This window comes from Rhizobium sp. RU35A (genome assembly GCF_900156005.1).
Taxonomy (GTDB): Bacteria; Pseudomonadota; Alphaproteobacteria; order Rhizobiales; family Rhizobiaceae; genus Neorhizobium; species Neorhizobium straminoryzae.
The window spans coordinates 760,805-776,002 of sequence record NZ_FTMR01000001.1 but is presented as its reverse complement, the minus strand read 5'-3'; the positions used below and the strand labels follow the sequence as shown (position 1 = coordinate 776,002).

The 15,198-nt window shown below is 63.5% G+C and carries 13 protein-coding genes; 8 read left to right on the top strand and 5 right to left on the bottom strand.

The window, feature by feature from the left end; translation table 11 throughout:
- Positions 1–123: 123 nt before the first annotated feature.
- The 3 genes from F3H95_RS27060 (at position 124) to F3H95_RS03930 (ending at position 3,436) form a co-directional block, all read left to right on the top strand.
- The gene (locus F3H95_RS27060) at positions 124–261 is read left to right on the top strand and encodes a hypothetical protein (RefSeq protein ID WP_188134284.1); all 138 of its coding nucleotides are present in this window, start codon (positions 124–126) and stop codon (positions 259–261) included.
- A 167-nt stretch (positions 262–428) separates the two neighbouring features.
- Entirely contained in the window at positions 429–2,267 is a 1,839-nt protein-coding gene (locus F3H95_RS03935; RefSeq protein ID WP_149744993.1) for a methyl-accepting chemotaxis protein, read from the top strand.
- Between the two features lie 299 nt (positions 2,268–2,566).
- The gene (locus F3H95_RS03930) at positions 2,567–3,436 is read left to right on the top strand and encodes a LysR family transcriptional regulator (RefSeq protein WP_149744992.1); all 870 of its coding nucleotides are present in this window, start codon (positions 2,567–2,569) and stop codon (positions 3,434–3,436) included.
- Between the two features lie 52 nt (positions 3,437–3,488).
- Here the strand turns inward: F3H95_RS03930 and F3H95_RS03925 are convergent, their stop codons facing one another.
- Positions 3,489–3,725 carry a hypothetical protein gene (locus F3H95_RS03925; protein WP_143126471.1) on the bottom strand — a complete coding sequence of 79 codons (237 nt, stop codon included), beginning with the start codon at positions 3,723–3,725 and terminating at the stop codon, positions 3,489–3,491.
- A 208-nt stretch (positions 3,726–3,933) separates the two neighbouring features.
- Complete coding sequence (gene aceA, locus F3H95_RS03920; protein WP_149744991.1) at positions 3,934–5,223, bottom strand: isocitrate lyase; 1,290 nt, start codon at positions 5,221–5,223, stop codon at positions 3,934–3,936.
- 226 nt (positions 5,224–5,449) lie between these two features.
- Between aceA and F3H95_RS03915 the strand changes: the two genes are divergently transcribed.
- The 5 genes from F3H95_RS03915 (at position 5,450) to F3H95_RS03895 (ending at position 11,117) form a co-directional block, all read left to right on the top strand.
- Entirely contained in the window at positions 5,450–6,868 is a 1,419-nt protein-coding gene (locus F3H95_RS03915) for an XRE family transcriptional regulator (protein ID WP_149744990.1), read from the top strand.
- 153 nt (positions 6,869–7,021) lie between these two features.
- Positions 7,022–8,116 (top strand): polyamine ABC transporter substrate-binding protein, encoded by a 1,095-nt coding sequence (locus F3H95_RS03910; protein ID WP_149744989.1) that lies wholly within the window; start codon positions 7,022–7,024, stop codon positions 8,114–8,116.
- An 84-nt stretch (positions 8,117–8,200) separates the two neighbouring features.
- On the top strand, positions 8,201–9,367 hold the full coding sequence (locus tag F3H95_RS03905; protein WP_143126467.1) for an ABC transporter ATP-binding protein: 1,167 nt from the start codon (positions 8,201–8,203) through the stop codon (positions 9,365–9,367).
- A gap of 13 nt (positions 9,368–9,380) precedes the next feature.
- Complete coding sequence (locus F3H95_RS03900; protein ID WP_149744988.1) at positions 9,381–10,295, top strand: ABC transporter permease subunit; 915 nt, start codon at positions 9,381–9,383, stop codon at positions 10,293–10,295.
- A gap of 3 nt (positions 10,296–10,298) precedes the next feature.
- Complete coding sequence (locus tag F3H95_RS03895; protein WP_143126465.1) at positions 10,299–11,117, top strand: ABC transporter permease; 819 nt, start codon at positions 10,299–10,301, stop codon at positions 11,115–11,117.
- A 105-nt stretch (positions 11,118–11,222) separates the two neighbouring features.
- On the opposite strand, the gene F3H95_RS03890 is transcribed toward F3H95_RS03895, so the two are convergent.
- The 3 genes from F3H95_RS03890 to F3H95_RS03880 form a co-directional block, all read right to left on the bottom strand.
- Positions 11,223–11,459, bottom strand: coding sequence for a DUF378 domain-containing protein (locus F3H95_RS03890; protein WP_149744987.1), 237 nt, complete (start codon positions 11,457–11,459; stop codon positions 11,223–11,225).
- 93 nt (positions 11,460–11,552) lie between these two features.
- The gene (locus tag F3H95_RS03885) at positions 11,553–13,343 is read right to left on the bottom strand and encodes an AsmA-like C-terminal region-containing protein (protein ID WP_188134283.1); all 1,791 of its coding nucleotides are present in this window, start codon (positions 13,341–13,343) and stop codon (positions 11,553–11,555) included.
- A gap of 196 nt (positions 13,344–13,539) precedes the next feature.
- Complete coding sequence (locus F3H95_RS03880) at positions 13,540–15,177, bottom strand: iron ABC transporter permease (RefSeq protein ID WP_149745106.1); 1,638 nt, start codon at positions 15,175–15,177, stop codon at positions 13,540–13,542.
- Positions 15,178–15,198 lie beyond the last annotated feature (21 nt).

Sequence of the window (15,198 nt, the reverse complement as noted above, 5' to 3'; positions counted from 1 at the left end):
TTCAAGACTTCTTAAGTGCTGCCGTCTCATGCTACCGTCATGCGTCGCCGTTCCCTGCTTCGGGGAAGAGGCGCTGCCTGCCGTGTCGCGGCGGGCAAACCACATCGTTCTGGGGATCGTACCATGCAGAGACGTCGCGCGCGTGCCATTGCCATTGCCATTGCCGAAGCCCGCACGGAAGCTTCCGTAAAGCTCCGCCATCTCGTTCTGGCCGTTTCGGCCACCGCCGCACTCATTGCTCTGCCCGGTCTCTTTTTCTGACCGCCTGCCTTTGCCGTCCTGCCCTTGCTTGCATCCCTCGCCCCGCGGCGAGGGAAACGGAAATTTAATTTAACACCCCCTAAAATTGACAGAACGCAAGTCAGGGTCTTTTTACCGCAAATTCCGAGACTTCCCGGCTTGAACATCGCTCTGTCCAAGGGGGCTTCATGTCCAGGATCATCCCGGCTTCGGTTGCATCGCGCATTCTTTTGCTCTGTCTTCTTCTCGTCGTGGCCGCGGTGGCTGCGGTCGGGGGAATGACCTACGGCTATCTCCGTTCCAGCATCATGGAGCAGACGGATAACGATGCCCGCAGCGCGATGCGCGCGATGGCCATTCTCTACGGCGCATCGGTGCCGGGTTCTGATGTAAGGATCAACGATGGCATCGTCACCGCCGTGCGGCAGGAGTCGCCGGTCGCACTTCCCGACCATGCGCTGGTCGACCGCACGGCGCAGTCGATTTCCGGGGTTGCCACCATCTTCCAGAAGCAGGGCGCCGATTACGTGCGCATCTCCACCAATGTGAAGAAGGAGAATGGTGACCGCGCGACGGGCACCAAGCTGGCTGCCGATCATCCGGCCCAGAGCGTTCTGGCGCGCGGCGAAGCCTATTACGGCCCCGCCACGCTGTTCGGTCGCAGTTTCGTCACCGGCTACTTCCCGATCAAGAACGACAGCGGTGTCGTGACCGGCGTGCTGTTCATCGGCATTCCGCTCGAGGTCTATTTCGCGCAGATCTCGACCTCTGCCTGGATCATGGTGGTGACGGGCCTTCTCGCCATTCTGGCCGTCGGCCTCTTCGGTTTCGTGATGATCCGCCGGCAGGTGCGCCCGCTGACCCTGCTGACTGAAACCGTCATCAGCATCTCCTCCGGCCGTTCGGTGGATGTGCCCTTCACGCACAGCCGTAACGAGTTCGGCGATATCGCCCGCGCGCTGGAAGTGTTCCGCCGCAATGCGGAGGAAAAGCAGCTGATGGAGGCGCGCTCGGGCGAGGAGCGCGCCGAGGTCGAGGCCGAACGCCGCCGTCGCGATGCCGAAAAGCAGGAGGTGGACCGGCAGATCGATCAGGCGGTCACCGAACTCGGAACTGCGCTGGCACGCCTTGCGCAAGGGGATCTCACCGGCACTATCGAAACGCGCTTTGCCGGTCGTCTGGAACAGTTGCGGCAGGATTTCAACGGCTCGATCACCCGCCTGCGCGACACCATGAGCCATATCCGCAAGAGCGCGCTGACGATCCGGCAGGGTACGACGGATCTCAATGCCTCCTCCGATGAACTGGCTCGACGCACGGAAAGCCAGGCCGCCTCTCTGGAGGAAACGGCAGCCGCCGTCGATGAAATCACCGTCACGGTCACCAATTCGGCAGGCCGCGCCCGTGAGGCGAACGAGGCCGTCTCCCGGACCCGTCGCACGGCGGACAGCTCCTCCACCGTCGTCAGCAGCGCGATCGATGCCATGGGGCGAATCGAGGAAGCCTCGCAGAAGATCGAGCTGATCATCGAGGTGATCGACGACATCGCCTTCCAGACCAACCTTCTTGCCCTCAATGCTGGCATCGAGGCGGCGCGTGCGGGCGAGGCGGGCAAGGGGTTTGCCGTCGTCGCACAGGAGGTGCGAGAGCTGGCCCAGCGCTCCGCCAGCGCCGCGCACGAGATCAAGGATCTCATCAACCAGTCGAGCAACGAAGTTCGCAATGGATCCGAACTTGTACAACAGGCGGGCCAGGTGCTGGCGGCGATCAGCGAGCAGATTGCCGGCGCCAGCCGCCATGTGGAATCGATCGCTACTGCCAGCCAGGACCAGTCCTCGGCGCTGAAGGAGATCAATGGCACCGTCAACAAGATGGACCAGCTGACCCAGCAGAATGGCGCCATGGCCACCGAAACCAGCCAGGCCAGCGCCCGGCTTGCCGACGAGGCTGGCCGCTTGATGCAGATGGTCGAACAGTTCCGCACGGAGATGGGGCAGGCCGGCTCCGGCAGGCGTCAGGCGGCGTAAGGCCTTCGGCGCTTTCCATCATCGGATCAGACGGGGCGGTCTGCGGATCGTCCCGTTTTGCCTGGCGCCAGAGTCGCGCGATGCGGAGCCAACCGGGCAGCGGTTCGGCGTAAAGCCGATAGAACTCATCCTCGCTTTTCACCGTCTGCTGTTGTTGCAGATAGAGGTTGAAAACCTGGGCGCTGATCAAATCCTGCATGGATCATCCTTTCCTGAGGGAGGCCATATGCGATGATCCTTTTCAATAATCAGGGATATCTGCTTCAAGAACCGGGAAAAACCGGCTATGTTTTTCACCCATGAAAAACGTGAGCTGGGATATCTATGCGGCCTTCCTGGAGGTCGCGCGGCGGGGCGGGTTGTCGGGTGCAGTGCAGGCCACAGGCCTCAGTCCCGCCTCGCTCGGGCGGCGCATGCTGGATCTGGAGGCCGAAATCGGTCGCTCGCTCTTCCTGCGCAGCCGCACGGGCTATCGCCTGACGGGCGATGGCGAGGCCCTGTTTGCCCAATGCCTGGAGATGGAGGCAGCGGCCCGCCGTATCGAAAGCTGGAATGCCAGCGGGCTGCATGCGCCGCTGGTGCGCATTGCCTGCGGCACCTGGATGGCCTGGCACCTGATGCGGCATTGGCCGCCGCTCTGCCGGCCGGATGACCGGTTCCGGCTGGATATCTTCATCGGCGAGCAGCGCGCGGCGCTCGCGCATCGGGAAAGCGATATCGGCATACGCGCCTTCGAGCCTGCGGAATCCAATCTGGCTGCCACGCGTCTGGGGGAGGTGGCGTATGCCGCCTATCGCGCCCGCAGCCTGTCGGGCACCGAGGCCAACCGCTGGCTGGCGGTCGGGGAAGAGGCTGCTATTTCCGCCTATCTGCGCTATCCGCGCGAACACCATGCCGAGCACATTGCGGTCACCGTCAGCCGGCCGCGCTCGCTGCTCGATCTCGTGCTGGCCGGCGCCGGCATTGCGGTTCTGCCCTGTTTCGTCGGGGATGCTCTGCCGGAACTTGTGCGGCAGGATGGCGAGGTTGCCGCACTGCGTCACAGCCAGTGGATCGTGATGAACAACGAGGACCGGGGGCGGCGCGAGATCCGCATCGTCATCGACCGGATGACGCGCCTCGTGCGGGATGAGGCAGCCCTGTTTGCCGGTGAGCGACCGAACGCATGAGGCGGGGAAGCGTGTGTCGCTTCCCCGCCATTCTTCCAGGCTGTTTTCGGGGTCAGCGCGGCTGCGTCACGATGACCGGGATCATCAGGTCGCCCCAGTTGCCCTCGCCGCCATGGTGGCGGGCGGAGCGCACCAGTTCGACCGAGACGCCGGCATCGACGGCGCGCATCACGGCATGGTTCAGGCGGTGTAGTTCGTTGGCGAGCACGCGGATGGCCGATTGCTGTTCGGCGCTCATCGCGGTGGACTGTTCCTCGGCGCGTTCCTTGACGCGGGTCTGGACGTTCATGGCATTTCTCCTCTTGTTGTACAGGGGTTGTTGAAGGGGAACGCTCAGACCCCTCCCCAACCCCTCCCCACAAGGGGGAGGGGCATGGCCTGCGGCACCGGACTGCCCCTTCAAACCGTCCAGAAAGCTGTCGGCTGCGAATGGGTAAGGCGGTTCTGCGGGTTACCCCTCCCCCTTGTGGGGAGGGGCTGGGGAGGGGCCTTGGTTTTTACTCAGCTGCCGGGCGGAACTGCTCGTGCTCGGTGGATTCCTTCATTGCCGTCGTCGACGACTGGCCGCCGGTGATCGCCAGCGACACGGCATCGAAATAGCCGGTGCCGACCTCGCGCTGGTGCTTGGTGGCGGTATAGCCGTTGATTTCGGCGGCGAATTCCGCCTCCTGCAGCTCCGAATAGGCGGCCATCTGGCGCTCCTTGTAGCCGCGCGCCAGTTCGAACATGCCGTAGTTCAGCTGGTGGAAGCCGGCGAGCGTGATGAACTGGAACTTGTAGCCCATCGCACCCAGCTCGCGCTGGAACTTGGCGATCGTCGCATCGTCCAGATTCTTCTTCCAGTTGAACGAGGGCGAGCAGTTGTAGGCGAGCTTCTTGCCCGGATGCACCTTGTGCACGGCTTCGGCGAACTTGCGGGCCTGTTCCAGATCCGGCTTGCCGGTTTCCATCCAGATCAGGTCGCAATGCGGTGCATAGGCGATGGCGCGCGCGATGCAGGGATCGATGCCGTTCTTCACCTGGTAGAAGCCTTCCGCCGTGCGCCCCTTGTCGTAATCAACGAAGGGCTGGTCGCGCTCGTCGATGTCGGAGGTCAGCAGCTTGGCCGCTTCCGCATCGGTGCGGGCCACGATGAGGGTTGGAACACCCATCACGTCGGCCGCAAGGCGCGCGGCATTGAGGTTGCGGATATGGGCTGCCGTCGGGATCAGAACCTTGCCACCCAGATGGCCGCACTTCTTTTCGGATGCCAGCTGGTCCTCGAAGTGAACGCCGGCGGCACCCGCCTCGATGAAAGCCTTCATGATCTCGAAGGCGTTCAGCGGCCCGCCGAAGCCGGCCTCCGCATCGGCAACGATCGGCGCGAACCAGGTTTCGACCGAAAGTCCCTTGCCTTCCTGCGTCTCGATCTGGTCCGCACGCTGCAGGGTGCGGTTGATGCGCTTTGCAAGCTCCGGCGCGGCATTGGCCGGATAGAGCGACTGGTCCGGATACATGGCGGAGGCGGTGTTGGCGTCGGCGGCCACCTGCCAGCCGGAGAGGTAGATCGCCTTCAGCCCGGCGCGCACCATCTGCATGGCCTGATTGCCGGAGAGCGCGCCGAGCGCGTTGACGAAGTCTTCCTCGTTGATCAGTTTCCACAGGCGGGTGGCGCCCATTTCGGCCAGCGAGTAGCGGATCTCCACCGAGCCGCGCAGCCGCTTCACGTCCTCTGCCGTATACGGCCGCTCGATGCCATCGAACCGCCCCTGGGGCGCGCTGGGAACAAGGTTGTAAAACTCTGTCATGGTGCTCTCTCCCGTCTGCTCTGGAGGCGAGGACACATCCTGTGTCCGATGATGCTACCTCCGAATGTCTGAGACAGAATTTACAGTGCAACGCAGCGTATCGCCAGAAAATAATAGAAAACAGATGGATGAAAGAGGTTAGGTTGTCTTGCCTTTGACGTCTCCTCGTGTAAATTTGTAAATAATGTAAAAGTCGTAAACCAGAGGCCTCTGTAAAAGGTGTGACATGGCGGAGCGGAAGATATTTGCAGGGCCTCGCGTGCGGCGGCTGCGTCTGAGCCTCAATCTCACCCAGACCGCGATGGCCGAGGGGCTGGGGATCTCCCCCTCCTACCTGAACCTCATCGAGCGCAACCAGCGCCCGCTGACCGTGCAGCTGCTGCTGCGGCTGGCCTCGGTCTACAAGGTCGATATCGACCAGTTGCAGGGCGAGGGGGGCGGTGCGGCCCAGCAGCTGCGCGAGGTGTTTGCCGATCCGCTGCTGGCGGGGGAAATTCCGGGCGACCAGGAGCTGATCGAGGTGGCGGAGGGGGCACCCAACGCGGCAGTCGGCATTCTGAAGCTTTACCGCGCCTATCGCGAGCAGGCGGCCCGCCTTTCCGATCTCGCCGATCTTCTGGCGCGCGAGGGGCATGAGACCTCGCTTGGCCGCGCGCGCCTGCCGATGGACGAGGTGCGCGAGACGCTCGAAAAGCGCCCCATGGTGTTTGCAAGGCTGGACGAGGCGGCGGAGGCTTTCATGGCCGCGCTCAATCCCGGCGACGATCTTTCGGGTGCGCTGAAGGGCTGGCTGCGCTCGGTGCATGGGATCGTGGTGCGCCAGCTGCCGGTGCATGCCATGCCGACGTTGCGCCGCCGTTATGACCGGCATTCCATGCGTCTCTTCCTCTCCGAGCGGCTGTCGGTGGCGGACCGCACCCGCGAGATCGCCCAGGAGGTGGCGCTGCTTGCGCTGGGGCAGGAGATCGCCGCGGAGCTTGCCGGCCTGTCGCTCTCCAGCGGCGAGGCGCTGCGCATCGGCCGCTTCGAGCTGGCACGCTATGCGGCGCATGCGCTGATGATGCCCTTTTCAAGTTTCCTGTCTGCAGCCCAGCGCACCCGCTTCGATCTCGATCAGCTGGCGGCCCGCTTCGATGTCTCCCTCGAGCAGGCCGCGCACCGGCTTGTGTCCCTGCACCGGGCGGGCGTCAGCGTGCCCGCCTTCTTCCTGATGGAAGCCGATCATGCCGGCAACGTTCTGCGCAAGGCGGGCGCGCTCGGCTTTCCGCAGGCCCGGTTTGGCGGGCTCTGTCCGAAGCTTGGCCTGCACCAGGCCTTCGCCCAGCCCGGCCAGCTGCTGGTCGAACGGGTGGAGATGCCGGATGGCGCGGCCTTTCTGACACTCTGCCGCACGCTGGAGGGGCCGCGGGCGGCCTATGGCGAACGTCTGCGCCGCACCGCGATCCTCGTCGGCTGCGATGCGTCTGCCGCCTCCGACACCGTCTATGGTGCGGCGGCCGACCTGCCGGCGGCCCACGTGCCGGCCGGCACGGCCTGCCGGCTCTGCGAACGGCAGGGTTGCCTTGCGCGCGCCGAGCCGCCGCTCACCCGCCCGCTGGGTCTCGATGAAATGGTCACGGGTCTAAGCGCGTTCGATTTCCAGTAAAGAACAAGCACGTCAGGCCCCTGCCAAGTCTTGTGCGGTGCCGAACTTTTCCGCTTGTGAGCCGCCCGTTTCCTTTTTACTCTGCACCAAAAGACGACAACCAATCCGCATCCCTTGCCGGGACCTGCGGGAAAACGGGAACTGGAGACGATCATGAAATCACCCATGCTCCACATGCTGGCCCTTGCCGTCTCGGCACTGGCCGCAACCGCCGCCGCCGCCCAGGAGCGCGAGGTGCATGTCTACAACTGGTCCGACTATATCGACCCGTCGATCCTGGAGGATTTCACCAAGGAAACCGGCATCAAGGTCGTCTATGACGTGTTCGATGACAACAGCCTGCTGGAAACCAAGCTTCTGGCCGGCGGCTCCGGCTATGATGTCGTGGTGCCGACCGGGCCCTTCCTGCAGCGCCAGATCAAGGCCGGCGTCTATCGCAAGCTCGACAAGAGCAAGCTGCCGAACATTTCCAACATGTGGCCGGAGGTGATGACTCGCCTTGCCAAGTACGACAAGGACAACGAGCACGCCGTCAACTACATGTGGGGCACGACCGGCATCGGCTACAATATCGACAAGATCAAGGCCGTGCTGGGCGATACGCCGATCGATAGCTGGGATGTGCTCTTCAAGCCGGAAAATGCCGCCAAGCTCAAGGCCTGCGGCATCAACGTCCTGGATGCGCCGGACGAAACCTTCGCGATTGCGCTCAACTATTTGCACAAGGATCCGAACAGCAAGGAGATCGCCGATATCCGCGCCGCCGGCGAGGTCTACAGCAAGATCCGGCCCTATGCCCGTTCGATCAATTCCGCCGCCTATATCAACGATCTCGCCAATGGCGACATCTGCATCACCATCGGCTGGTCGGGTGACATCCTGCAGGCCAAGAAGCGCGCCGAGGAAGCCAAGAACGGCGTGAAGATCAATTACGTGATCCCGAAGGAAGGCACCTATATGTGGTTCGACAACCTGGCGATCCCCGCGGACGCCAAGAATGTCGAGGAAGCGCATGCCTTCATCAACTACCTGATGAAGCCGGAGGTGATCGCCAAGGCCTCCAACTATGTCCAGTATGCCAACGGCAACCTGGCCTCGCAGCAGTTCGTCGACAAGGAAATCCTCGACAACCCCTCCGTCTATCCGACCAAGGAGGTTCTCGGCCGGCTCTTCACGATCTCGCCCTATGAGGGCAAGTCGCAGAAGGAGGTCACCTCCGTCTGGACCAAGTTCAAGAACGGCCGCTGAGGCGAAAACCGGGGGCGGGCCTTGCGGCCCGCCTTTTTTGACTGTGGCGACGTTGACTGGATGACCAGCAGGAGTGGGCAGGGCATGGCGAAATCTCTCGGACCCGTAAAGCGCAAGTTTTCCCCCTGGACCGATCCATCCGCGACCCCCTTCATCCGCTTCGAGAACATCACCAAGCGCTATGGCGATTTCACCGCCGTCGACAATCTGACGCTCGATATCTACGAGCGGGAATTCTTTTCGCTGCTCGGGCCCTCCGGCTGTGGCAAGACCACGCTGATGCGCATGCTGGCCGGCTTCGAGGAGCCGACGTCGGGCCGCATCCTGCTGCAGGGCAAGGATCTCTCCGGCGTGCCGCCCTATCGCCGCCCCACCAACATGATGTTCCAGAGCTATGCGCTCTTCCCGCACATGACGGTGGAGAAGAACATCGCCTTCGGGCTGGAGCAGGACGGGCTGGCGAAGCCGGAGATTAAGGCGCGCGTCGAGGAAATGCTGAAGCTCGTGAAGCTCGAGCCCTTTGCCAAGCGCAAGCCGGCCCAGCTCTCCGGCGGTCAGCGGCAGCGCGTGGCGCTCGCCCGCTCGCTTGCCAAGCGGCCCAAAGTGCTGCTGCTCGACGAGCCGCTCGGTGCGCTGGACCGCAAGCTGCGCGAGGAAACCCAGTTCGAGCTGATGGACATCCAGCACACGCTCGGCCTCACCTTCCTGATCGTCACTCACGATCAGGAGGAGGCGATGACCGTCTCCGACCGCATCGCGGTGATGGACAAGGGCGTCGTCGTGCAGGTGGCGGCGCCGGCGGAAATCTATGAAGGTCCGAACTGCCGCTATGTCGCGGAATTCATCGGCGACATCAACATACTCGACTGCGCAGTCACTGAAAATGCCGGTGTCTGCGTGCATCCCGGCCATCCGCCGCTGGTGCGGCTGGAGAGCGACGGGATGAAGATTGCGGTGGAACAGGAATGCCCGGCAAGCAATGGTGCGAAGGTTGCCTTTGCCATCCGCCCGGAAAAGGTGCGCATATCGCTTGATCCGCCTGTCGAGACCGACGTCAATACCGCCCATGGCGAGGTCTGGGATATCGGCTATCTCGGCGATTTCTCGGTGTTTCTGGTGCGTCTGGACGATGGGCGCATCCTGCGCGCCGCACAGGCCAATGTCTCGCGTCTTGTCGACCGGCCGATCACCTTCGGAGACATGGTCTGGCTCACCTGGCCGCTGGATGGCGGCCTAGTGCTGACACGCTAGCGCGGAGACGATCATGACAGACGCCCCCGCAGCATCCTTCGCCAAGGCCAGCCCGCTGCGCTGGCTGGTGGTGATCATTCCCTATCTCTGGCTGGTGCTGTTCTTCGCCGCACCCTTCCTGATCATCTTCAAGATCTCACTGTCGGATTCAGCGATCGCCATGCCGCCCTACGAGCCGGTGTTCGAGGGTTTTGGCAAGCTCGGCGATTTTCTCTCGGCGCTCGATTTCGAAAACTACCAGTCGCTGGTCGAGGATTCGCTCTATCTCGCGGCCTATCTGTCGTCGCTGCGCATCGCGCTGATCTCGACGCTTCTCTTGCTTCTCATCGGCTATCCGATGGCGCTCGCCATGGCGCGGGCACCGAGTACGATCCGCCCGACGCTGATGATGATGGTGATCCTGCCGTTCTGGACCTCCTTTCTCATCCGCGTCTATGCCTGGATCGGCATCCTGAAGCCGGAGGGGCTGCTCACGGTCGCACTGCAGGCAGTCGGGTTGCTTGCCCCTGACCAGCAGGTGGAGATCTACCGCACCGACTATGCCGTCTTCATCGGCATCGTCTATTCCTATCTCCCCTTCATGGTGCTGCCGCTCTATGCGACACTGGAAAAGCTGGATGGCACCCTGCTGGAGGCGGCAAGCGATCTCGGCTGCCCGCCGTGGAAGGCCTTCTGGCGGATCACCTTTCCGCTGTCCTTGCCCGGCGTGATTGCCGGCGCGATGATCTGCTTCATCCCGATCACCGGCGAATTCGTCATTCCGGATCTGCTCGGCGGGCCGGAGACGCTGATGATCGGCCGAACGCTCTGGGTCGAATTCTTCGGCAATCGCGACTGGCCGCTTGCCTCGGCAGTGGCCGTGGTGCTGCTGCTGGCGCTCGTTGTGCCGATCGTGATCTTCCAGAACCAGCAACAGAAGGTGGGGTGAACCATGAAATCCTCGCGCTTCGACAGCACCGTCCTCACCTTCTGCTTCGCCTTCCTCTACCTGCCGATCGTCATCCTCGTCGTCTATTCGTTCAATGCCTCCAAGCTGGTCACCGTCTGGGGCGGCTTTTCGCTGCAATGGTATCGGTCGCTGTGGTCGAACGAGAGCCTGATGGATGCCGCCTGGGTAACGGCCCGCGTCGGCGTGCTGAGCGCCAGCATCGGCACCGTGCTCGGCACGCTTGCAGCCCTCACCCTGGTGCGGTTTCCGCGCTTTCCCGGCCGCATCCCGTTTACGGGCATGATCTATGCACCGCTCGTGATGCCGGAAGTGATCACGGGCCTTTCGATGCTGCTGCTGTTCGTCGCGCTCGATGTCGATCGCGGCTTCTGGACGGTGACGATTGCCCACACCACGTTCACCATGTGCTATGTGGCGATCATTGTGCAGTCGCGCCTGCTGACCTTCGACCGGAGTCTCGAAGAGGCAGCGATGGATCTCGGCTGCCCGCCGGTGAAGACCTTCTTCAAGATCACGCTGCCGCTCATCCTGCCAGCCATCGTGTCGGGCTGGATGCTGGCCTTTACGCTGTCGCTCGACGATCTCGTCATCGCAAGCTTCACGACCGGCCCCGGGGCCACCACCCTGCCGATCAAGATCTATTCGCAGGTGCGCCTCGGCGTGACGCCGGAAATCAATGCCGTCTGTACCCTTTTGATCGGCCTCGTCACCATCGGCGTCATCATTGCTTCCATCACCACCAAGCGCAATGAGGCTCGCCGCATCCGCGACGAACATGCGGCGATCCGCGGGGTGCTCTGAGGTCCGGTCGCGATCCGGCGCCGTCCAGAGCGAAAAAATGCCGGCGCTCCTTGGGGGAGGCCGGCATGTTTCTTGTTTGTGCCGCAGCGAGAAGGCCGCGTCAGGTCAGCGGTGACCGATATGGGCTTCGGCGGAAGTTTCGCCGGCCGAGAGGGCGCGGGTGAACGGGATCAACTGCCACAGGGCCGACAGGCCGACCAGCACGTAGACGAGGGTGGCGAGCGTTGCCTCCCGGCCGCCGAACAGGGCTGCGACGAGATCGAAATCGGCAATGCCGACCAGAAGCCAGTTGAGGCCGCCGATGATGACGAGCAACAGGCTGACGATGTTGAGGGCGCGCATGGGAAGGTCCTTTCCGCAGGTTTGTCCTCCCCCAACTTTTCCTTGCCGGCATTGTTCCTTGGCGGTGAAAGGTTGTGCTTGAGGGGCTTGCCCTTACGGTTTGGCTGGCGTACCGGCCGGTGCCGGCCAGATGATCGGGTTCGGCCATGCGCCGCCGATGAAGGCGCGGTGCGAGGCCGCGCCCGTCTTGCTGTCGATCACGGCAATCAGCGACAGGCTTCGGGTCTGATAGGGCACAACGCCGCTCAGATGCATCACATAGCTGCTTCCATCGATGGTTGCCTGCCGGATGCGGGCGCTGCCGGCGGTGAAATCCGCCTGAAGATCGAGGCTGTTGAAGTCGGTATGGCCGTCGCGGGCCTTGTCGAGCGTGAAATAGCCGGTGCCGGAGGCGAGCGTGCGGAAGGCGTCCAGATCGAGCGCGGGGATCTGGCCGGTCGCGGCAGAGAAATGCATGGTGCCCGTCACGTCGTCTGGCTTCGCCAGAAACAGCGGCTTGGACAGGTCGAGGTCCAGATCGATGGAGGCGGGGGCGATGATCAGCGATCCCGGCAGGGAAAGCTGTTTGGCGAGTGCATCGAATTCCACATTGCGCGCCGAGAGCCGGATCTTGGTGGCGGGCTTCGGTGTCAGCCGCATGCTGATCTGGCCAGTCAGGCTGCCGCCCAGCGCTGTGCTGTCGAGGATCTCTACCTCTGCCCGCTTCGCATCCGACAGCAGGCTGACGGCAGCATCGGTCAGCACCAGCGGGCCGTAGCGTGCGGTCTTCACGGAGAAGCGGGCATCGAAACCGAGTTGGCGCTCGAAGGGCGCCTCGCGGGCAGGATCGACGGGGCCTGCATCCTGCCGGTCGCTGGAGATCGCATGCGCGAGCGAACGGAGGTCCATCCGGTCGAAGGCGAGCGTTCCGCTCACTCGCGGCGGCTGGGTGTCTGTCGCCATGGCGAGATCCATCACCCCGGTACCGGAGGTGCCATTGGCGGCAATCGTCAGCTGGTCGAAGCGCATCACCCGCTCAAGGGTCACCAACCGTGCGGAAAGCGTGATGTCGTGCAGCGCATCGGCGGTGTGGATCGGCAGGTTTGCCCAGCGCACGACCTCGGCCATCTTGGGGATGGTCAGCTGCAGGTCGCCGGAGAGGAAGGCGCTGCGGGTGAGGTCCGCGCGGCCTGAAAAGCGCGCGGTGATGAGGCTGGAGTTCAAGGCCAGGTCCAGGCTTGCGCTGGCGCCGCCCAGCAGTTGCAGGGGCTGGGCGGTGGAAAGATCAATATCCAGCAGCACGCCGCGCACCAGCGACCGTGCCCGGAGGCGGGCCGGTGCCGATAACTCGTCCCAGTCGAGCGTGCCATTGATCTGCTCAAGTGTCAGGCTGCGCCCGTCGCTGCTGTCGATGACCAGGCGGCCGTTGGAGATCGACACATCGCCGATTTCCGCATCGTTCAGCGGCCGTGCCTTTTCTGCCGTATCGGTGCTGATGGCGTGGCGCACGGCTGCGCCGAGCAGACCCTGGTTGGACCAGTTCAGCTGACCGCCCGCACCCGTATGCACCGTGATGTCCGGCTGTACGAGCGCGAAGTTGTGAAAGACCGGATTGCCCGTCAGCGCCTTCAGCAGGCTGAAACTGGCGGAGAGTTCGGCGATATGCCCGAGAACCGGCGAGCCCGGCCTGTCTTCCTGACGGATCACGATGCCACGCAGGCGCACCATGGGACGCGGCCAGAATTCCAGCTGCGGCACGCTGTCGATTGTCACGTCGTGGCCGAGCCAGTCCTCCACGGCCGTTTCCACCCGCTCGCGCACCAGCGCGGACGATACCAGCACCGGTGACAGGATTCGGAACAGCACCACGACGACCAGAATACCCGCCACGGCGACAAGCGCCATGCGAGATGTCCGGTTGCGCGGTGACAGGTCGATCATGCGTCTTTGGCCATCTCTCTGCTGGATGACGGGAGTTAAGGGGTGACAAGGCCTGAAGCCGTGCGTTTCGTTATCGGAATTGTCAGCGGCTTGCAAACATGCGCGTCAAATCCGCCGATCCAAGGGCCGGATATCGGCCAGACGGGCTAAATATCGACCGTCAGCGTTCCATCGAGCGCGACACCAGCAGCACCGGAATGAGCCCGACCAGCACGATGATCAGCGACGGGATCGAGGCCCTCTCGATCTGCGCGCGCGAGGCATCCTCATAGACGAGAGTGGCGAGCGTGTTGAAATTGAATGGCCGCAAAAGGATGGTGGCAGACAATTCCTTCGTCGATTCCACGAAGACGAACAGTGCCGCCGTCAGAAGCGCCGGGCGCATGTTGGGCAGAAGCACGCCGGTCAGCGTTCTGAGCCGGCTGCGCCCCAGCGTGCGTGCCGCCATGTCCAGATGCAGCGACAGTTTCTGGAAACCGGAATCCACCGTCCCTTCCGCCATGGTGAGAAAGCGTACGGTGCAGGCATAGAAGATGGCAAAACCGGTGCCGGACAAGAGAAGCCCGGTGGAGATGCCGACATGGCTGCGCAGCCAGGCATCCAGCGCATTGTCGAAGGCGGCGAGCGGCACCAGCACGCCGATCGCCAGTACCGTGCCCGGCATGCCATAGCCGAGCGAGGCCAGCCGTCCGGCAAGGCCGCTCAACGCTCCGCCGCGGGTGCGCACGGTATAGGCAAGGATGAAGCCGATCAGCACGGTCGCAAGCGCCGTGGCGCCGGAGACGGTGACGCTGTGCCACAGCGCCTTCATCAGCCGCGGGTCATGCAGCAGGTCGATACGCTTGAAGGCATAGCTCAACAGCATGGCGACCGGCAGCACGAAGCCTAGGGCGACCGGCAGCAGGCATGTGACGATGGCCAACCATCGCTTCATGCCCCCAAGCGGCGGACGGATCTGGTCGTTGACGCTTGCCGTGGTGCGGTTTGCGACGAAGCGCTGGCGCCGCCGGGCAAGCCTCTCCACGGCAATCAGTCCGGCGACGATGACGAGCAATACCACCGAAAGCTGGGCGGCGCCGCCGAGGCTGCCGCGGTTCAGCCAGGCATCGTAGATGGAGAAGGTCAGCGTGTTGACGCCGAGATATTCCACCGCGCCGATATCGTTCAGCGTCTCCATGCTGACCAGCGTCAGCCCGATCATCAGCGCCGGCCGCGCCATGGGAAGCTGGATGCGCAGGATGGTGCGCAAGGGACCGGCGCCCAGCGTGCGGGCCACATCGGCGGCGGCGCGCCCCTGCATCAGGAAATTCGAACGGCAGGCGAGGTAGACGTAAGGATAGAGCACCGAGGACATCACCAGCACGGCGCCGCCCAGCGAGCGGACATCCGGAAACCAGTAGTCGCGGGCGGACTTGAAGCCGAAGAACGCACGGTAACCCGTCTGCAGCGGTCCGGTGAAATCGAGAAACTCGGAAAAAGTGTAGGCCGCGATATAGGACGGGATGGCGAGCGGCAGCACCAGTGCCACCGACAGCACACGTCGCAGCGGAAAATCGAAGGTAGTGACGAGCCAGGCCGTTACGATGCCGAACAGGCTGGTTACGAGACCGGTGAAAACGACCAGCATCAGCGTTCGGCCGGTTGCCCGCGGCAGCACGTTGACAAGCACATGCTGCAGGCTTTCCAAGCCGCCGAAGGCTGCGATCCACACCACTGCTGCCACCGGCATCACGGCAAGGGCCGCGACCAACCCCGACAGGACCGAGAAGGGGCGCGTATCCTGTCGCGCCACACGCATCTGCCTCTGGCGAGCAAGCTG